This is a genomic window from Burkholderia sp. Ac-20353, assembly GCF_017104785.1.
Taxonomy (GTDB): Bacteria; Pseudomonadota; Gammaproteobacteria; order Burkholderiales; family Burkholderiaceae; genus Burkholderia.
In genome coordinates, this window is sequence record NZ_JAAGPL010000040.1 from 1 (window position 1) to 19875 (window position 19875).

At 66.3% G+C, this 19875-nt stretch carries 17 protein-coding genes; 10 read left to right on the forward strand and 7 right to left on the reverse strand.

All coding sequences use genetic code 11. From position 1 onward, the window contains the following. The 3 genes from G3N94_RS14420 to G3N94_RS14430 form a co-directional block, all read left to right on the forward strand. Positions 1 to 264, forward strand: a 264-nt coding sequence (locus G3N94_RS14420; RefSeq protein WP_241021846.1) for an AIR synthase-related protein, incomplete at its 5' end; no start/stop codon positions are given. Positions 265 to 605: 341 nt separating this feature from the next. Further along, a complete protein-coding gene (locus G3N94_RS14425) occupies positions 606 to 1196 on the forward strand; it encodes a LysE family transporter (protein WP_205793092.1) in 591 nt (196 codons plus the stop codon). 187 nt (positions 1197 to 1383) lie between these two features. Further along, entirely contained in the window at positions 1384 to 2448 is a 1065-nt protein-coding gene (locus tag G3N94_RS14430; protein ID WP_205793094.1) for a purine nucleoside permease, read from the forward strand. Positions 2449 to 2674: 226 nt separating this feature from the next. Here G3N94_RS14430 and G3N94_RS14435 read toward each other — a convergent pair whose 3' ends face one another. Further along, positions 2675 to 2968: a DUF4148 domain-containing protein gene (locus G3N94_RS14435; RefSeq protein WP_205793096.1), complete on the reverse strand. Its 294-nt coding sequence runs from the start codon at positions 2966 to 2968 to the stop codon at positions 2675 to 2677. A 435-nt stretch (positions 2969 to 3403) separates the two neighbouring features. Then, on the reverse strand, positions 3404 to 4408 hold the full coding sequence (gene ceoR, locus G3N94_RS14440) for a putative multidrug efflux transcriptional regulator CeoR (protein WP_205793098.1): 1005 nt from the start codon (positions 4406 to 4408) through the stop codon (positions 3404 to 3406). Between the two features lie 173 nt (positions 4409 to 4581). Between ceoR and G3N94_RS14445 the strand changes: the two genes are divergently transcribed. The 6 genes from G3N94_RS14445 (at position 4582) to G3N94_RS14470 (ending at position 13410) form a co-directional block, all read left to right on the forward strand. Next, positions 4582 to 5442: an alpha/beta hydrolase gene (locus tag G3N94_RS14445; RefSeq protein ID WP_205793100.1), complete on the forward strand. Its 861-nt coding sequence runs from the start codon at positions 4582 to 4584 to the stop codon at positions 5440 to 5442. 31 nt (positions 5443 to 5473) lie between these two features. Continuing rightward, positions 5474 to 6691, forward strand: coding sequence for an efflux RND transporter periplasmic adaptor subunit (locus G3N94_RS14450; protein ID WP_205793102.1), 1218 nt, complete (start codon positions 5474 to 5476; stop codon positions 6689 to 6691). A 46-nt stretch (positions 6692 to 6737) separates the two neighbouring features. Next, positions 6738 to 9923, forward strand: coding sequence for a multidrug efflux RND transporter permease subunit CeoB (gene ceoB, locus G3N94_RS14455; RefSeq protein WP_205793104.1), 3186 nt, complete (start codon positions 6738 to 6740; stop codon positions 9921 to 9923). Positions 9924 to 9933: 10 nt separating this feature from the next. Next, entirely contained in the window at positions 9934 to 11469 is a 1536-nt protein-coding gene (gene opcM / locus G3N94_RS14460) for a multidrug efflux transporter outer membrane subunit OpcM (protein WP_205793107.1), read from the forward strand. 35 nt (positions 11470 to 11504) lie between these two features. Beyond that, on the forward strand, positions 11505 to 12809 hold the full coding sequence (locus G3N94_RS14465) for an alpha/beta fold hydrolase (protein WP_205793108.1): 1305 nt from the start codon (positions 11505 to 11507) through the stop codon (positions 12807 to 12809). A gap of 121 nt (positions 12810 to 12930) precedes the next feature. Beyond that, on the forward strand, positions 12931 to 13410 hold the full coding sequence (locus tag G3N94_RS14470) for an NUDIX domain-containing protein (RefSeq protein WP_205793109.1): 480 nt from the start codon (positions 12931 to 12933) through the stop codon (positions 13408 to 13410). A 133-nt stretch (positions 13411 to 13543) separates the two neighbouring features. Here G3N94_RS14470 and G3N94_RS14475 read toward each other — a convergent pair whose 3' ends face one another. Further along, positions 13544 to 14434 (reverse strand): LysR family transcriptional regulator, encoded by an 891-nt coding sequence (locus tag G3N94_RS14475; protein ID WP_205793110.1) that lies wholly within the window; start codon positions 14432 to 14434, stop codon positions 13544 to 13546. 99 nt (positions 14435 to 14533) lie between these two features. Here G3N94_RS14475 and G3N94_RS14480 point away from each other — a divergent pair, with 99 nt between their 5' ends. Further along, complete coding sequence (locus G3N94_RS14480; RefSeq protein WP_205793111.1) at positions 14534 to 14974, forward strand: PACE efflux transporter; 441 nt, start codon at positions 14534 to 14536, stop codon at positions 14972 to 14974. 99 nt (positions 14975 to 15073) lie between these two features. On the opposite strand, the gene G3N94_RS14485 is transcribed toward G3N94_RS14480, so the two are convergent. From G3N94_RS14485 to G3N94_RS14500, 4 genes are all read right to left on the reverse strand, one after another. After that, positions 15074 to 15928: an alpha/beta hydrolase gene (locus G3N94_RS14485; protein WP_205793112.1), complete on the reverse strand. Its 855-nt coding sequence runs from the start codon at positions 15926 to 15928 to the stop codon at positions 15074 to 15076. A gap of 205 nt (positions 15929 to 16133) precedes the next feature. Then, positions 16134 to 16463 (reverse strand): DUF3579 domain-containing protein, encoded by a 330-nt coding sequence (locus G3N94_RS14490; protein ID WP_205793113.1) that lies wholly within the window; start codon positions 16461 to 16463, stop codon positions 16134 to 16136. A 172-nt stretch (positions 16464 to 16635) separates the two neighbouring features. Then, positions 16636 to 18000: a sigma-54 dependent transcriptional regulator gene (locus G3N94_RS14495; RefSeq protein WP_205793115.1), complete on the reverse strand. Its 1365-nt coding sequence runs from the start codon at positions 17998 to 18000 to the stop codon at positions 16636 to 16638. Beyond that, a complete protein-coding gene (locus G3N94_RS14500) occupies positions 17990 to 19873 on the reverse strand; it encodes an ATP-binding protein (protein ID WP_205793117.1) in 1884 nt (627 codons plus the stop codon). Before G3N94_RS14500 ends, G3N94_RS14495 begins: the two co-directional genes overlap by 11 nt. Between the last annotated feature and the right edge of the window lie 2 nt (positions 19874 to 19875).

Sequence of the window (19875 nt, forward strand, 5' to 3'; positions counted from 1 at the left end):
GAGGCGTTCGCGGAGGCCGGCGTGTTCACGGGCGCGTCGGGGCGCAACTGGGCGGCGTACGGCACGGACGTGCGGCTCGGCGACGCGCTGCCGCCGGTCGCGCAGGCGCTGCTGACCGATCCGCAGACGTCCGGCGGCCTGCTCGTCGCGTGCTCGCCCGATACGGTCGACGACGTGCTCGCGTGCTTCCGCGCGGATGGCTTCGATCGTGCGGCGGTGATCGGCGAGATGACGGACGGGCCGGCTCGCGTCGATGTCGTCTGACACGCATTTTTGCGCTCTAGGGTCTGTTTGCATATGGAACGCGCATGCGTTGCCACGAGAACGGCCGCTCGCGAGGCGCGCGACGCGGCGAATACTGGACGTATTCGCAAGGAGCGCAACGCGGCGAGCGGCCGTTCTCGTGGCAACCCCAAATTAAAAAAATTCATTCCAGGGGAATGCCCGAAATCGCCCGTATGGCGGCGTCGCTCGTCGCTTGTTTGGCTCGGCCAAACGGCGCTCCTCACTTCTTGCCCTACGAGCGATTTCGGGCATTCGCATGTGCGTTCCATATGCAAACAGACCCTAGAATCGGCGTTTTCCATCGAAGACGTCGATTCCCGATGAACGATTTCCTGTTCGGGCTGATGATCGCGCTGTCGGTCGGGCCCGTCGCGTTGATGATCGCGAACTACGGCATGCGTGCGGGCACCGCGAGCGGCGTGCGCGCGGCGGTCGGCGTCGCAACGGCCGACGGCTGCTATGCGGTCGTCGCGTTCACGATCGGCGCGATGCTCGCGAGCACGCTCGCGTCGCACCTGTCGCTGTTTCGCGTCGTCGGCGCGCTCGTGCTGCTCGCAATGGGCGCGCGGATGATGTGGCAGGCGCTGCGGGACCGGCGCCGCACGCTCGACGGCGACACGCCGCCGCCCGGCAGCCGCCCGTTCACGTCGATGTTCTTCGTCACGCTCGCGAATCCGCTCACGATCCTGCTGTTCTACGGCTACGCGACGGCTGCCGCCGCCGGGCATCGCCACTGGCTGCTCGGCGCCGCGAGCGTGTTCGCGGGCAGCCTCACGGGCCAGCTCGTGTTCGCGTTCGGCGGCAGCGCGATCGGCCGACTCGTCAAGTCGCCGGGGTTGCTCGCCGCGAGCCACGTCGTCGCGGCGCTTGTCGTGCTGGGGTATGGGGTGGCGGGGCTCGCGCGGTTGTAGCCGCGCTCGATCCGATAGCATTCCTCACGTTCTCGCGGAATCGATCGCGCGGTTGGCCGCCGGTGTCGAATCGATATTCCGCATTGCATTTGAATTGAGTTCCGCATCGGACGCAGGCCGTTTTATACTCCGACGCGCAGTCTCCGAGAGTCGTTCTCACCCAACATCACTTAAACAAGGAACGCCGATGCTGACTCGCTCCATTCTTTCCGCCGCCGCATTCTCGCTTGCGGCCTGTGCGACCGCACCGTCGATCGCGCAGGACAATGCAGGCGATGCGTCCGCCGACACCGGTGCACAGGGCCGCCCGGTCAAGGTCATGATCGTCACGATGTTCGGACCGGAAGGCCAGGCCTGGCTCGACCGTCTCGGCCCGTGGCGCGACGTGACGGTGCCGGGCCTGTCGCCCGATTACCCGGCGGTCCACTGCAACAAGCAGGACGTGTGCGTGATCACGACCGGCATGGGCTATGCGAATGCCGCGGCGTCGATCATGGCGCTGACGTTCTCGCAGCGCTTCGATCTGCACCACACGTATTTCCTGATCTCCGGCATCGCGGGCGTCGACCCCGCGCAAGGGACGGTGGGCTCCGCCGCGTGGTCGAACTATCTCGTCGATTTCGGCCTGCAATGGGAGCTCGATGCGCGCGAGATTCCCGCCGGCTGGAACACCGGCTACCTCGGTATCAACACGAAGAGCCCCAACGACAAGCCGCCGCTCGACTACCGGAGCGAAGTGTTCCAGCTGAATCCGCAGCTGGCCGACGCCGCGTACGCGCTGTCGCGCAACGTCGAGCTTGCCGACAGCACGCAGGCGCAGGCCGCGCGCGCGAAATTCAACTACGCACCCGCGAACCAGCCGCCGTCGGTGATTCGCTGCGACACGTCATCGGGCAACACGTGGTTCTCCGGCACGCTGCTCGGCGAGCGCGCGCGGCAGTGGACGAAGATCCTGACGGACGGCGAGGGCACCTATTGCATGACCGCGCAGGAAGACAACGCGACGTTCGAGGCGCTGAAGCGCGCGGCGAGCGTGAAGCGGGTCGACCTGTCGCGCGTCGCGGTGCTGCGCACGGGCTCCGACTTCGACCGGCCGTATCAAGGCCAGACGAGCGCCGACAACCTGCTGAACTACGCGGACCAGGGCGGCTTCGCCCCGGCGACCGAGAACCTGTACCGCGCGGGCAATCCGCTCGTGCAGGACATCGTCACGCACTGGGGCGAATGGCGCGGCGGCGTGCCGCGCCGCTGACGGGCCGTCAACGGGATCGTCAGCGCGACTGCGGGGCCGAGCGGAACGGCGTCCAGACCGGCGTATCGCTGTCCCAGTGATCGAGCGGGGAGGGCAGTTGATCGTTCATGATTCGAGACTCCTGCAACTAGCTGACTGACTGACGGGATTCACGACGCCGCGCGCGGGGCGACCTGACGCGCGGCGTTGTCCGTTTACGTGTGTGCTTGTGTGCGCTGATGTCGGCTTACCGGCCCGCGCCCGCGAGCTGGTTGCCTTCCGGCGTCGGGCGATACGGGCGCGGCACGAGGTCGAGCCCTTGCGCGTACGACGTGGCCTTGCGCAGATACGCGACGGTGCCGTCGTGTTGCGCCTGTTCCAGTTCCGCGCGCACTTCGGCGCGGGAGCGGGGCGCGTTGCTTTGCGTGTACCACGACGTATTGCCGTAATCGCCCGCGTGGCCCGTGTCGGTGTCGGCGAAGGCCGGCGCGGACACGGCGAGGGCGAGGGCGAGAGCGGAGAGCAGACTGCGGCGTTTCATGATGGAACTCCTGTCGACCAGCGTTGGCGCTTCAGCGGTACCGCGTTGCGCGCGTTGGTCTCATGCAAAGTTATCGATTCGGTGCGCGATGTGTTGCGCGACAGGATCAACTGTATGAGCGGAGGTCCCGGCGATAAATGCGCCGCTGGTGAATTGAATTGTCGCGATGCAGGAACAATCGCAATCCGCAATGCCGGCAGGGTCGTCGTTCGTGCACGCGGCGGCCCTTATGTGGCGCGGGTTTGCGCGTGTGGCGACCGTGCATCGTCACGCATCGCATGCGTGCGTGCGCGATTATGTCGATGCGCGGAAAGGTGTACTGCGAAATCCGGAAGGCCGGTGAGCGGGAGGCCGAGCGCGTGAAGCATGCGCGAAGAATGCGCGGCGGGATGTCGATGCGCCGGCCGTGCGGCCGGCGCATGTTTGTTCAGAAGCTCAGGCGACCCACTCGTTGACCACCGGCGTATCGAGCACCGGTGCGCGCTCCGCTTCCTCGAACGTGCGCTTGCTGCAGGTCGCGTCGAGGCTGCCCTTGCCGCTCAGCAGCGGGCAGCGGTCGAACACTTCGGCGATCCAGTCGACGAACACGCGCACCTTCGGCGACAGATGGCGGCTGTGCGGATAGACGACCGAGATCGGCATCGGCAGCGGCTTGATGCCGGGCAGCACTTCCTTCAGCCGGCCGTCGCGCAGATACGGCAGCACCATGAACAGCGGCGGCTGGACCAGCCCGAAGCCTTCGAGCCCGCACGTCACGTACGCATCCGCATCGTTCACCGACACGACCGCGTCCATCTTGATCTCGATTTCCTTGCCGTCGATCAGGAACGTCCAGTCGAGCGTGCGCCCCGTGCGGCTCGAGAAGTAGTTGACGGCCTTGTGCTGGCTCAGGTCGTCGATCGACTGCGGCTCGCCGTGCGTCTCGAGATACGCGGGCGATGCGACCGTCACGCATTCGAACAAGCCGATGCGGCGCGCGACGAGCGACGAGTCCTGCAGCGCACCGACCCGGATCACGCAGTCGACGCCTTCCTGCAGCAGGTCGACCGGACGATCCGACAGCCCGAGCTGCAGGTCGATGTCCGGATAGCGCGAATGGAATTCGCACAGCGAAGGGATCACGAGCAACCGTCCGATCGAGCCCGGCATGTCGATACGCAACTTTCCGTGCGGCTTGCGATTGTTGTTCTGGAAGCTCGCCTCGGTTTCCTCGACGTCCGCGAGGATCCGCACGCAACGTTCGTAGTACGCGGCGCCGTCGGGCGTCAGCGACAGCCGGCGCGTGGTCCGATGCATCAGCCGCACGCCGAGGAATGCCTCGAGATTCTGGATGATCGTCGTGACGGATGCGCGCGGCAGGCTGAGCGTTTCCGCTGCCTTGGTGAAGCTGTTCGTGTCGACGACGCGAGTAAACACCTGCATGGCCTGAAGCCGGTCCATCACAACCTCCGTACTTATCTGGACAGACGGAACAAAGAGGCCGCGTCGCCTTGTAAGCGCCGCAGCCTCTGATTGTTCGGGGTCGTTGAATTGTGTTGCCGGATTATAGGCATTTATCCCGATGTCTGCCGGACCCAGAATTCGTTCCATCTCGAAATGGATGACGGTTCGTCATGGACGCTTCTGAATTCAGCAAATTCCTGAAAGCCGCGCTGCCGGTCGAAGCCAGTGCCGGCGCGGCTCTGACGGTCACCGAGGTGGAAATTCCCGGCTACGCGCAGGACATCGTGCTGCGGCTCTATCGCCGCCCGGACAAGACCGGATTGCCGGTAGTGCTTTATTTCCACGGCGGCGGCTTCGTGCGCGGCACGCTCGACGATGCCGATTTCGCCGCGCGTTTTTTAGCAGAACGCTTACCGGCTCTCGTAGTGTCGGTCGATTATTCGCTCGCGCCGGCCTATCCGTTTCCGGCTGCGCCGGAGGACGCGTATCGCGCAGCCGTGTGGGCGGCGACGCGGGCGCGCGCGTTCGGCGGCAATCCGAAGAAGATCGGCGTCGCGGGCCACGATGCGGGTGGCCAACTCGCGAACTGCCTCGCGTTCATCGCACGCGACCGCGGCGAGGTGCCGATCGCCGCGCAGGCCTTGTTCGGCCCGATGCTCGACCCGAGCATGACGCGCATCGGCGACGCGGAGCGCCTTGCGTCCGACATCACCGCAAAGGAATGCGCGGCGTGCTACCGCGCGTACCTGCCGCAGGCATCGCAGCGCATGCACCCGTATGCGGCGCCGCTCGAGTCGATGCGCCTTGCGGGCCTGCCGCCGACGCTGGTCGTTACCGCGCAGAACGACGTGCTGCACGTCGAGGCGGAGAAGTACGCGGGCTGCCTGATCTCGTCCGGCGTGCTCACGCAGGTGATCCGCTATCCGCACATCACGCATGCGGCGCTCGCGACGCACGAGGCGGCCTTCGAAGAAGCCGTGCGCTTCTTCCAGTGCCGTTTACAGGCGCGCCAGCCGAACCGAATCGAATAACCAATCCAATCCACGCTCACTGGAGATCTACATGACCATCCTACGCACCTCACGTTCCCGGATCGCGGTTGCCGCGATTGCGACACTCGCCGTCGTCGGGCTGGGCACGTTCGGCGCGATGCGCGTCAGCGCGAGCGCACCGGAGAAGCAGGCGGCGCCGCTGCCTGAAGTCGACGTCGCGACCGTCGTGCCGCAGACCGTGACCGACTGGCAGGCCTATTCGGGTCGCCTCGAAGCCGTCGAGAAGGTCGACGTGCGCCCGCAGGTGTCCGGCACGATCGTGTCGGTGAACTTCAAGGACGGCGCGCTCGTGAAGAAAGGCGACGTGCTGTTCGTGATCGATCCGCGCCCGTACCAGGCGGAAACCGACCGCGCGGCCGCGCAGCTCGCGGCCGCGCAGGCACGCAACGGCTACGCGCAGAGCGACTGGCAGCGCGCGCAGCGGCTGATCGGCGACAACGCGATCGCGAAACGCGACTACGACGAGAAGCAGAACTCGGCGCGCGAGGCGACCGCGAACCTAAAGGCTGCCGAGGCCGCGCTCGAGACCGCGCGCATCAACCTCGGCTATACGCGGATCGTCGCGCCCGTGTCGGGCCGCGTGTCGCGCGCGGAGATCACGGTCGGCAACGTCGTGTCCGCGGGCGCGTCGGCCGCGCCGCTGACGACGCTCGTGTCGGTGTCGCCGATCTATGCGTCGTTCGATGCGGACGAGCAGACCTACCTGCAATACATCAGCGGCGCGCGCGACGGCCGCAAGGTGCCGGTCGAGCTCGGTCTCGCGAACGAATCGGGCTATTCGCGCAGCGGCACGATCGACTCGGTCGACAACCGGCTCGACACGTCGTCCGGCACGATCCGCGTGCGCGCGCGCTTCGACAACGCGGACGGTGCGCTCGTCCCGGGCCTCTACGCGCGCGTGAAGGTCGGCGGCAGTGCGCCGCACCCGGCGCTGCTCGTCGACGACGCGGCGATCAACACCGACCAGGACAAGAAGTTCGTGTTCGTCGTCGACCAGCAGGGCCGCGTGTCCTACCGCGAAGTGCAGCAGGGGTTGCAGCATGGCAACCAGCGCGTGATCGTCAACGGCCTCGCCGCCGGCGACCGCGTGATCGTGAACGGCACGCAGCGTGTGCGGCCGGGCGAGCAGGTGAAGCCGCACATGGTGCCGATGACGGGCGGAGATGCCCCGTCGGCGCCGCTTGCGGACAACGCGAAGCCCGCTGCACCGGCGAAGGCGGATTCGTAAGCGGCGCAACCGCTGCGAATTCGCGTTCAACCAGACAGAGCCACCCATGAACATATCCAAATTCTTTATCGACCGGCCGATCTTCGCAGGAGTCCTATCGGTGATCATCCTGCTGGGCGGGGTGATCGCGATGTTCCTGCTGCCGATTTCGGAATATCCGGAAGTCGTGCCGCCGTCGGTGATCGTCAAGGCGCAATATCCGGGTGCGAACCCGAAGGTGATCGCCGAAGCGGTCGCGTCGCCGCTCGAGGAACAGATCAACGGCGTCGAGGACATGCTGTACATGCAGTCGCAGGCGAACAGCGACGGCAACATGACGATCACCGTCACGTTCAAGCTCGGCACCGATCCGGACAAGGCCACGCAGCTCGTGCAGAACCGCGTGAACCAGGCGCTGCCGCGCCTGCCGGAAGACGTGCAGCGGCTCGGCATCACGACGGTGAAGAGCTCGCCGACGCTGACGATGGTCGTGCACCTGATCTCGCCGGATAACCGTTACGACATGACGTATCTGCGCAACTACGCGCTGATCAACGTGAAGGACCGGCTGTCGCGCATCCAGGGTGTCGGCCAGGTGCAGCTGTGGGGTTCGGGCGACTACGCGATGCGCGTGTGGCTCGATCCGCAGAAGGTCGCGCAGCGCGGCCTGACCGCGAACGACGTCGTGCAGGCGATTCGCGAGCAGAACGTGCAGGTTGCGGCCGGCGTGATCGGCGCGTCGCCGTCGCTGCCGGGCACGCCGCTGCAGTTGTCGGTGAACGCGCGCGGCCGTCTGCAGAACGAGGACGAATTCGGCGACATCGTCGTGAAGACCGCGCCGGACGGCGCCGTTACGCGTGTGCGCGACATCGCGCGCGTCGAGCTCGACGCGTCCGAGTATGGCCTGCGCTCGCTGCTCGACAACAAGCCGGCGGTCGCGATGGCGATCAACCAGTCGCCGGGCGCGAACTCGCTCGCGATCTCGGATGAAGTGCGCAAGACGATGGCCGAGCTGAAGCAGGACTTCCCGGCGGGCGTCGACTACAAGATCGTCTACGACCCGACGCAGTTCGTGCGTTCGTCGATCAAGGCGGTGATCCATACGCTGCTCGAAGCGATCGCGCTCGTCGTGATCGTCGTGATCGTGTTCCTGCAGACGTGGCGCGCGTCGATCATTCCGCTGATCGCGGTGCCGGTGTCGATCGTCGGCACGTTCTCGCTGCTGCTCGGGTTCGGGTATTCGATCAATGCGCTGTCGCTGTTCGGGATGGTGCTCGCGATCGGTATCGTGGTCGACGATGCGATCGTCGTGGTCGAGAACGTCGAGCGCAACATCGAGAGCGGGATGACCGCACGGCAGGCGACCTACAAGGCGATGCAGGAAGTGAGCGGGCCGATCATCGCGATCGCGCTCACGCTCGTCGCCGTGTTCGTGCCGCTCGCATTCATGTCGGGCCTCACCGGCCAGTTCTACAAGCAGTTCGCGATGACGATCGCGATCTCGACGGTGATCTCCGCGTTCAACTCGCTGACGCTTTCGCCGGCGCTGTCCGCGATCCTGCTGAAGGGCCACGGCGACAAGGAAGACTGGCTGACGCGCGTGATGAACCGCGTGCTCGGCGGCTTCTTCAAGCGCTTCAACAAGGTGTTCCATCTCGGCGCTGAGAACTACGGCCGCGGCGTGCGCGGCGTGCTGTCGCGCAAGGCGGTGATGCTCGGCGTGTACGTCGTGCTCGTCTGCGCGACGGTGCTCGTGTCGAAGGTCGTGCCAGGCGGCTTCGTGCCCGCGCAGGACAAGGAATACCTGATCGCGTTTGCGCAACTGCCGAACGGCGCGTCGCTCGACCGCACCGAGAAGGTGATCCGCGACATGGGCTCGATCGCGCTGAAGCAGCCGGGCGTCGAGAGCGCGGTCGCGTTCCCGGGCCTGTCGGTGAACGGCTTCACGAACAGCTCGAGCGCGGGCATCGTGTTCGTCACGCTGAAGCCGTTCTCGGAGCGGCACGGCAAGGCGCTGTCGGCCGGCGCGATCGCCGGTGCGCTGAACCAGCAGTACGGCGCGATCAAGGACTCGTTCGTTGCGGTGTTCCCGCCGCCGCCGGTGCTCGGCCTCGGCACGCTCGGCGGCTTCAAGATGCAGATCGAGGATCGCGGCGCGGTCGGCTATGCGCGGCTCGCGGATGCGACCAACGACTTCATCAAGCGCGCGCAGCAGGCGCCGGAACTCGGCCCGCTGTTCACGAGCTACCAGATCAACGTGCCGCAGCTCAACGTCGATCTGGACCGTGTGAAGGCGAAGCAGCTCGGCGTGCCCGTCACCGACGTGTTCAACACGATGCAGGTGTACCTCGGCTCGCTGTATGTGAACGACTTCAACCGCTTCGGCCGCGTGTACCAGGTGCGCGTGCAGGCGGATGCGCCGTTCCGCCAGCGCGCGGACGACATCCTGCAGCTGAAGACGCGCAACGACAAGGGCGAGATGGTGCCGCTGTCGTCGCTCGTCACCGTGACGCCGACGTTCGGCCCCGAGATGGTGGTGCGCTACAACGGCTACACGGCGGGCGACATCAACGGCGGCCCGGCGCCCGGCTTCTCGTCGGGGCAGGCGCAGGCGGCAGTCGAGCGGATCGCGCACGAGACGCTGCCGCGTGGCGTGCGGTTCGAATGGACCGACCTCACGTACCAGCAGATCATCGCGGGCAACGCGGCGTTCTGGGTGTTCCCGATCAGCGTGCTGCTCGTGTTCCTCGTGCTCGCTGCGCTGTATGAGAGCCTGACGCTGCCGCTCGCGGTGATCCTGATCGTGCCGATGAGCATTCTGTCGGCGCTGACGGGCGTGTGGTTGACGCAGGGCGACAACAACATCTTCACGCAGATCGGCCTGATGGTGTTGGTCGGGCTGTCGGCGAAGAACGCGATCCTGATCGTCGAATTCGCACGCGAACTCGAGCATGACGGCAAGACGCCGCTCGAGGCCGCGATCGAGGCGAGCCGGCTGCGTCTGCGGCCGATCCTGATGACGTCGATCGCGTTCATCATGGGTGTCGTGCCGCTCGTCACGTCGACCGGCGCGGGTGCCGAGATGCGGCATGCGATGGGGATTGCGGTGTTCTTCGGGATGCTCGGCGTGACGCTGTTCGGGCTGATGCTGACGCCGGTGTTCTACGTCGTGCTGCGCACGCTCGCGGGCGGCAAGATCCACGTCGCCGGCAAGGATTCGGCCGGCTATGGCGTACCGGCTCCGGATGCTTGAGGACAACACAATGAAAAACATTCGTATCGAAAACGGCCTGCTGCGCATCGCGAAGCTCGCGGCGGCGAGCGGCCTGCTCGTGTCGTTGCTCGCCGCGTGCGCGGTCGGCCCCGACTACAAGCGGCCGGACGTCGCGACGCCCGCTGCGTTCAAGGAAGCGCCCGTGCTCGCGCCGGGCGAGCAGGCCGGCACGTGGAAGACGGCGGAGCCGTCGGACGCCGCGCATCGCGGCGAATGGTGGACGGTGTTCGGCGATCCGGTGCTCGATTCGCTCGAGCAGCAGGCGCTCGCCGCGAACCAGAACCTGAAGGCCGCGGCGGCGCGCGTCGAGGAAGCGCGCGCGGCGACCCGCTCGGCGCGCTCGCAGTGGTTCCCGCAGGTCGGCGTCGGCTTCGGGCCGACCCGCGAGGGGCTGTCGTCGGCGTCGCAGTCCCTGCCGCAGGGCAGCGGCCCGACGAACGCGACGCTGTGGCGCGCGCAGAGCACGGTGTCGTATGAAGCCGACCTGTTCGGCCGCGTGGGCCGCAACGTCGAAGCGTCGCGTGCGGACCAGGCGCAGAGCGAGGCGTTGTTCCGGTCGGTGCAGCTCGCGCTGCAGGCCGACGTTGCGCAGAACTACTTCGAACTGCGCCAGCTCGACTCCGATCAGGACCTGTACCGCCGCACGGTCGACCTGCGCCAGGAAGCGCTGAACCTCGTGCAGCGCCGCTTCAACGAGGGCGACATCAGCGAGCTCGACGTGTCGCGTGCGAAGAACGAGCTGGCGACTGCGCAGGCCGATGCGGTCGGCGTCGCGCGCCGGCGCGCGGCGTCCGAGCATGCGCTCGCGATCCTGCTCGGCAAGGCGCCCGCGGATTTTGCATTCAAGCAGACGCCGATCGTGCCGGTCGGCGTGAAGGTGCCGCCGGGCCTGCCGTCCACGCTGCTCGAACGGCGGCCGGATGTGGCGGCCGCCGAGCGCGCAATGGCTGCCGCGAACGCGCGCGTCGGCCTCGCGAAGTCCGCGTACTTCCCGAAGCTCGACATCACCGGTGCGTTCGGCTATGAGGCATCGACGCTCGGCAGCCTGTTCATGTGGTCGAGCCGTACGTTCCTGCTCGGGCCGTTCGCCGGTACCGCGCTGACGCTGCCGCTCTTCGACGGCGGGCGGCGCGCGGCGGGCGTGCAGCAGGCGCGCGCGCAGTACGACGAGCAGGTTGCGAACTACCGGCAGCAGGTGCTCGTCGCGTTCCGCGAGGTCGAGGACAATCTGTCGGACCTGCGATTGCTCGACGAGCAGATCCGCGCGCAGGACTCGGCCGTCAATGCGTCACGCCGCGCGGCGACGCTGTCGCGCACGCAGTACCAGGAAGGCGAGGTCGCGTATCTCGACGTGATCGACAGCGAGCGCTCGGTGCTGCAGTCGCAGTTGCAGGCGAACCAGTTGACCGGCGCGCAGGCCGTCTCGACCGTCAACCTGATCCGCGCGCTTGGTGGCGGGTGGGCTGACGCGCCGGCGGCGGTCGGCGATGCGGCGCACGGCAAGGAGAATGTGGCTGCGCGTTGAGTGAAACGCAGCGTAGTGCGCGGTGATGCGGCGGAATGCATCGCCCGGATGTGCAGCGAACCCCGGCACGCGGCGTAAGCCTGCGTGGCCGGGGTTTTTTAATTGCATCGACCGGTTGTATCCGCAACTGCAAGCAGCCGTTCGACACGGTCACCCGTTTCGTCGACAATCGATGGCCCAGACTTGCGAGCGCGATCATGTTCGTCTTTCCTGTCAGCCCCCGTGAATTGTTCAGCGAACGGAAGCAGCAGTTCGTCGGTTGGGGCATTCCGCGCGTGATGATCGAGCGCGTCGAGCAACGCGTCACGGACAATTGGCACGACGGTCCGGGCGGTTGGGCGTATGAATGGTCGCGCGAGGCCGCTGTGGCGCGTGACGGAATGCGCTGGCTATTGGCGTCGATGCTGTACGGGGCAGCGCGATTCCCTGTCGCTTGCACGCCGCTTCGGCAAGCGGCATTGCACAATCAGACCGAATGTTTCGTGCGCGCATCGGGTGATTTTCCGGTTCGCTTTGAACGCGTCGAAATCGATCATGATCGTGGCAGCGTTCGCTTCCCCGTGCATGTCTATGCTCCAAAGCCACGCGGCGATTATCCTGTCGTGTGTCTGACGGGCGGGGTCGATACGGGAAAAATGGAGTTGCACCGCCTTGCGCTCGCACTGGCGATTTATGGGCGCTTCACGGTCGTTGTGATGGACATGCCGGGTACCGGCGAAACGAATACGGCACTGCGATCGGACAGTCACCACGTGTACCGCACCGTACTTTCCGGGTTCGCCGGGCGACGCAAAAAGGCGATCGTCGGCGTGAGCTTTGGCGGTCATTGGGCCGCCAAGTTGGCACTCCTTGGCGAAGTCGATGCCGCGATCGATTGGGGCGGGCCCATCGGTGCCGCCGAAAGAGATGCGGGCCTGGTGTCGCGCTTGCCGAATGGCATGACCGGCATCATCGCGAATGCGGCGCGCTTGCCTGGGCTCCCCGATATCGACAGCACGAAGCGGCTGTTGCAGACTTTCTCGCTCAAGGAGCAGGGTTTGCTCGACCGCCCCGATTGCGCACCGCTGTTGGCCGTGAATGGTGACTGCGATCCGTACATCCCGCGTGACGACGTTCAGGTGTTCGGCGCGTATCCGTCCGCCCGGGTGTGGCTGCTGCGGGGCTTGGGGCATTGCGCGGCGGAAGCGTCGATCCGTGTGGTCCCCGGAATGCTTGCGTGGTTGCGCGCGGTCCTGCATGGACAGAGTTTGAGGAATCGGGTTGTCCTGAGAGCGGCGGAGTGGATTTTGCCGGCACGGGTTCAGCACTGTAATGATGAGAGCGGAACTGACTCAGTGTGAATCGATCAATCATGACGAGCGTTTTGCATCTCAACACAAGGGCGTTGACCGTTTTGGATCGTGGATTCAATTGAGGGATGTTCCCGGAATCTCCGGCAATCCACCGCTTTCGGATAGACGAATGGACGTGAAACCGGAACACGATCTCACCGATGCAACAAAGGCATGCCCGATCCTGCTGCGCAACCATCAGGGCACGACCGAGATCCTCGCATTCGAGCATCCCTCCGCGGGTTACCAATTGGTGAAGGGCTCAATCGAGCGAGGGGAGTCCGCAAAGGATGCTGCCGTTCGTGAACTCCGAGAGGAGTCGGGGATTCGGGACGCAGAGGTCATATCGGATCTCGGTAGCTGGAACGCTCCATACCAGGGGCAAATCTGGTCCTTCCAACTATGTGCAACACGAACGACGCTCCCTGATGAATGGACATTCGAGACGACTGACGATGGCGGGCACGTCTTCAGATTGTTCTGGCATCCAATGCATTCGAGTCTTCCCGACCCGTGCCATGTCCTGTTTCGAGAAGCCTTGAGAGAAGTGCGACGTCGAATCCCGAAGGAGATTCTGGACACATTGTCGACGCTACCCGACGGCCGCTAAGGGCTGGCAACCGCGATCCATCATCGCGCGTCCACGAAGCGCCATTGTTTTTCGCAGCGCGACTTTCAATTGCAACTAACGGTCAAGTCCGCCATGCACCGGCCAGCGGTCACACGCCGTGCTTCCGTCCCCGTCAGACCTCTTCACCCGCAGCCCGCAACGCGCGCACCAGTTCGTTGGCCGCCTTGCCGAGCCCCGTGTGCTTCGGCAAACGCAGATACACGGGCAACGGCAAGCCGTTGCGAATGTTGGCGAACACGAGCGGCGCGAGATCGCCGTTGTCCACGTGACGCACAATCACGGACGCCGGCAAGTTCGCCCAGCCGTGGCCGGCCTTTACGAGTGCGATCGCGGTGGCCATGTCGTTCACCTTCCACGTGCGGCTGCCGATCACGGGCCGCACATCGGTCAACGGCCGGTCCGCGTCGGCGATCACGATCTGCCGAAAGCCCGACAGACGTTCGATTGCTTCGGGGTGCGCAGATTCGGCGATCAGTGGATGGCTCGGCGCGGCAACCGCGACGAGTGTTTCGGTCCAAAGCGCGTGAATCTGCTCCTGCGGATGAAGGTCGAGCCCGCCGTAGGCGACGCAGAGATCCACGGCGGAACGATGCAGCGCGTCGACGATCACGTCCTGCGGTGCGGTCGCGACGGTGATCGCGAGCGCGGGATACTTCGTCGCGACGGCGATCAGCGCTTGTGCGACCGGGGTGCCGTCGATCTCGGCCGCGATGCCGATCCGCAGTGTGTCTTCGACGCCGTCCGACAGGTGCCGCGCATGCGCACGCAGCGCCTGCAGCCGTTCGGCGATCGAGCGTGCGTCGGGCAGCAGCGCCGTCATTGCGGCGGTCGGCGTGGGCTCCCGCGTGCCGCGGTCGAACAGCACGAGGCCGAGTTCCGCCTCGAGATTCGAGATCGCCATGCTGACGGCCGACGGCGTGCGGCCGAGCGCGCGCGCCGCCGCTGAGAACGACCCTTTGTCGATGACGGTCAGGAGCATGTCGATGTGATCGCTGGTGAGCACGAGCGGTCTCCTGTAAGGAAAATTGAAAGAACCTGACTTTTGAGGACAGGGTACCCGCTGCTAGTCTCGACGCCTTGTTCGATTCGAAGGGGAATATTGATGCAAGGCTGGAAGAGACGCATCGTCTACGTCGTGCTGTTCGAGGCGCTGGGCATCCTGATCGCGTCGGTGACGCTCGGCATGCTGAGCGGCGCAAGCGCGGAAAAGAGCGGCCTCCTGGGCGTGATGATCTCGACGACCGGGGTGACCGTCAATTTCCTGTACAACCTCGCGTTCGAGGCGTGGGAACGGCGGCGCGCGGCGACGACGCGATCGGTGGGGCGCCGCGTGCTGCACGCGGTCGGGTTTCAGGTCGCACTCGTGACGTTCCTGATCCCGCTGATCGCGTGGTGGCTCGATGTGTCGCTGCTGCAGGCGTTCCTGTTCGACGCGGTGCTGATCGTGTTCTTCCCGATCTTCACGTTCGTCTACAACTGGACGTTCGATTGCGTGTTCGGGTTGCCGGATGCCGTGACGCGGAAGGCCGAATCGCTCGCGTAGAACGCGATTGGCGCCAGCAACGCTCGGCGCGCGCTCGAGGCGCTCGCCGGCGAATGTGGGGGGAGGCGAGCACGCGGGGCAGATGATCCGCCCGCGCGATTACCCGGCGACGAACTCGTGCACGTACCGATTGAACACGCCCGGGCTCGCCGCATTCATCCCGTGCGACGCACCGGCGACGGTCTGCCGCTGCGCGTTGCCGATCCACTGCGCGAGCGTCTCGACGTTGTTGCGGAACATCTTCGGGCTGCGTTGCCCATCGATCAGCAGCGTGCGGCAGCGGATCGCCGCCGCCGTGTCGAGCGAATACGCGGGCAGCGGATCGCGCAGCTGCTTCGGCAGCGTGCTCGCGTTGTCGATCGCCATCGTGCGGAAGCGCGTCGTGCTCTTCTTCCACGCGCCGGGGATGCTGACGGAATCGACGAACATCTCGAGCCCCGCATCGACGTCGCCGTTCTCGACGAGGCTCACGGCCTTCGTGCGCAGCGCGAGCGCGGCCGGCGGCAGCTTCGCTTCTTCACGCACGCTTTCCCGCTGCAGCGGGCCGCCCGGATCGGCAAGCGTCAGCGTGGCGACGAGCTCGGGATGATGGCGCGCGACGTTGAATGCGACGCTGCCGCCACGCGAATGGCCGACGAGGTGCACGGGGCCCAGGTCGAGCGCGTCGATGAATTCGGCGAGCTCGTCGACGTGGTTCTGCCAGCCGAACTCGTTCTGGATGCCGGCTTCGACGGCCGGCCAGTAATGGCTGAGGCTCGGCGCAATGCAGCGGTAGTGCGCGGACAGCGACTCAAGCTGGGCATCCCAGTAGCGGTAGTCGCAGAGCGATCCGTGAACGAACACCATCGGTGCGCCCGTGCCCTTCTCGACATACGGCAGGCTGATGCCTGACGACAGCGTCGCAAATTGCAGGTCGGGGTTCGCGAGCACCGAAGGCTCGATTCGCATGTTCATGACTGAAAAAACTCACAGGTGCGTCATCACGTCGCAACTATGCCCGACGGCGCGGCGTAAGGAAAACGCATAATTTTCATCGTATCGATCAATTTTATTGATACTGATGCCGCAAAGCCCTGTCGTTGAAAGGGCCATCAGTTCGGCTTCAAATTCGTCTGATGATTGTAGGCAGCATGAACGACGGTGCGCCGCCGGCCGGCGTTCAGCGGACCGCGACCGCGGGCGCGCAGCGCACATCAACCGGCAGGTCGTTATCAGCCGCGAACTGCATCGCGAATTCGAATGCATCGGGGCACACGGTCCGCAATTCGTGCGAGACGAACAGGCACTTCGCGCCGCTATCGACGACCGGCGTCGCGAGCCGCGTGAGTGCGCTCGGAAAGCCCGGCCGTTTCTCGCCGACAAAGAGCGTGATCACGCCCGCGAGCCGTTCGGGCCAGTCGCTCGGCCGAAACGTCTTGCGTGCATGCGTGATGCCGATGATCAGGTAGCCGTCGGTCCGGCCTTTCTCGGTTACGTCGATGCGGTCCATCCCTGTACGATCCTCGTTCGCGTTCGGTTGGTGGCCGCGCGTGGCGGCGGCGTGGGTTGTTCGACATGCGGGCGCACGCGGCGGCCAATGCGGTTTGGCGGTTTGGCGGTTCGGCCGTGCGTCGGCGCGCGCACGGCGTCGCCGAAACGCGCGCAGCGGCCGGCCGTGCGGGTTACGACTCGGCCCCGTCGGCGGTGCCATCGCCGCGAGCGGGAATCCGCAGGTGGCGCAGCTTGTGATAGAGCGTTTTCTTCGGCATCCCGAGTTCGACGCTTGCGTCCGCAACGTTGCCGTTGTGCCGGCGCAGCATGTCCTCGATCAGCATGCGTTCGAAGTACGCGAGCTGTTCCGCGAGCGTGCCGCCGCTCGCGGCCGCGCCGCCGGCCGACAGCAGGCTGTCGCCGGTCAGCCCGAGCACGAAGCGGTCGGCGACGTTCTGCAGCTCGCGCACGTTGCCGGGCCATTGGTGCGTCATCAGTTCGGACACCTGCGCAGCGGACACGACGGGCGCCGGCTGTCCGAAGCGGCGTGCGGCCGCGAGCACGAAGTGCTCGAATAGCAGCGGTACATCCTCGCGCCGTTCGCGCAGCGGCGGCAGCTCGATTTGCGCGACGTTCAGCCGGTACAGCAGGTCCGCGCGAAAACTTCCGTCGGACGCGAGTTCGGCGAGGTCGGCCTTCGTCGCGGCGACCACGCGGCAATCGACCGGAATCAGTTCGTTCGCACCGAGCCGTTCGATCATGCGCTCCTGCAGCACGCGCAGCATCTTGATCTGCAGCGGGATCGGCATCGTCTCGATCTCGTCGAGGAACAGCGTGCCGCCGTGCGCCCACTCGATCTTGCCGATGCGCTTCTTGATCGCGCCCGTGAACGCGCCGGCCTCATGGCCGAACAGCTCGCTTTCGAACACCTGTTCCGGCAGCCCGCCGCAGTTCAGCGCGACGAAATGGGCATCGCGCCGTCCGCCGAAATCGTGCAGGCTGCGTGCGATCAGCTCCTTGCCGGTGCCCGTCTCGCCGCTGATCAGCACCGACACCGACGTATCGGCGAGCCGCAGGATCTTCTTGCGGACGTCGGCCATCGCGGGCGACTTGCCGAGCACCAGCGCCTCGATGCCTTGCCAGTTGTGGAGCGCCGCGCGCAAGCCCTGCACCTCGAGCGTCAGCCGGCGCTTCTCGACCGCGCGCGCGACGCGCCCGGCGATCACGTCCGACGAGAACGGCTTCTCGATGAAGTCGTACGCGCCGACCTGCATCGCGCCGACGGCCGTCGAGATGTCGGCGTGGCCGCTGATCAGCACGACAGGGATCTGCGCATCGACGACCATCACGCGGTCGAGCAGCTGCAGCCCGTCGATGCCCGGCATCCGCACATCCGACACGATCACGATCGGTGCGCCGGGCGCGACGTGCGCGAGCGCGTCGGCCGCCGACGCGAACGCGCTCACCGGAAACCCGGCGAGCGCGACGGCCTGCTCGACGCCGATCCGGACATTTTCATCGTCCTCGACGACCAGCACCCGAATCTCATCTTCCATGCTCTGTCCTTTGCAGCGTGGCCGCTGCGAAATCGATACTGAACTGCGCGCCGCCGTCGTCGCGGTTGGCGGCGGCGATCTTCGCGCCGAACCCCTCGACGATCCGCGACGTGATCGCGAGCCCGAGCCCGAGGCCTTGCCCGCGCGGCTTGGTCGTCACGAATGGCTCGAACAGGTGCGCGAGCACGTCCGGCGCGATGCCGGTGCCACTGTCGGCGATCGTGAAGCACACGCGGCCGTGCGGATCGGGTTCGCCCGCCTCGATGACGATCACGTGCGTCGCGGCATCGCGCACCGCGTCGAGCGCATTGCCGAGCAGGTTCACGATCACCTGCTGCAACTGGCTCGACTCCGCGTACACGGCCGCGCCGGGCGGAATCCGCACGTCGAGCCGCACGCCTTCGTCGCGGATTCGCGCCTCGTAGATGAGCCGCGCGTGCGCGACCGCTTCGGCGAGCGATACCGCGACGCGCTCGACGTCCGGCTTGCGCGCGAACGTTTTCAGCTCGCCGGTCAGCACGGCCATGCTGTCGACGAGCCGGCCGATGCGTTCGAGGTTGGCGATCGCCTGCGCGGGCTGGTTGCGCTCGAAGAACGTGCGCGCGTTGTCGCACAGCGTGCGGATCGCGACGAGCGGCTGGTTCAGCTCGTGCGTGAGGCCCGCGGCCATCTGCCCGAGCACCGCGAGCTTGCCCGCGTGCACGACCTCCTGCTGCGAATCGCGCAGGCGCTGCTCGGTGCGCTCGCGCTCGACGATCTCCTGCTGCATGCGTTCGTTCGCGGCCGTCAGCGCGGCCGTGCGCTGCGCGACGGTCAGCTCGAGTTTGTCGTTCGCGCGCCGCAGCGCATCCTGTGCGTTGAGCCGCGCGGCGATCGTGCGGCGGCGCTGGATCGCGTAAGCGGCATAGAGCGCGGCGATCAGGAACGCGCCCGTCACGAACGCGAACGCCATCTGCTGCTGGCGCCGCGCGCCGGCGACGTCGAGCAGCACCAGCAGCGAATCGCCGGCCTGCGGCGCGGGCCGCGACATCACGAGGTAGCGCGCGGTGCGTCCTGCGTGACGCAGGTCGGGAAAGGTGCCGAGCCACGCGTGCGCGTTCCAGTCGTCGACGCGCCGATACGGCAGCACTTCGACCGTGCGGCCCGCGTATTGCCGCGATGCCTGGATCTCGCGCTGCTGCTGCACGGTGATCGGCCGCAGCGCGGTGAACTTCCATTCGGGCTCGGTCGAGATGACGATCACGCCGTTGCCGTCGACGACCATCGCCGCGACGCCGGGTGCACGCCATGCCGATTCGAGCGCGTCGACGCTGACCTTGACGGCCGCGGCTCCCAGCGTCACGCCGCCGTCGCGGACCGCGCTCGCGAAGTAGAGCCCGGGAATGCCAGTGTTGGTGCCGATGCCGAAGAAGCGGCCGGTACCGTGCGCGAGTGCGTCCTGGAAGTAAGGGCGGTACGACACGTTGGTGCCGACGAAGCTGACCGGCTGGTTCCAGTTGCTCGCGGCGATCACCGAACCCTGCAGGTCGATCACGTCGGCGGCGCCGCTGCCGGCGTCGCGGTTGACGGCCTCGAGGTAGGTGTTGACCGTGTGCAGCAGGTCGGGCGTCGCGTCACTCTTGGCTTTCAGCAGCGTGCGCACGCTGTCCTGGCGGGCGATCAGCGCGGGCATCGTCTCATAGCGCCCGAGCTCGCTCTTCAGGCTGGCCGCATACAGATCGAGCCGGTGCGCGCCGACTTCCTCGAGCCCGTCGATCGCGCGGTCCCACGCGAACTCGACCGCGGCGGCCGTCACGCCGACATAAAGCGCCGCCGCCGCTGCCCACGCCCACCACGTCATTCCTTTGAAACGCTTCCGCACGTTTGCCCTCATCG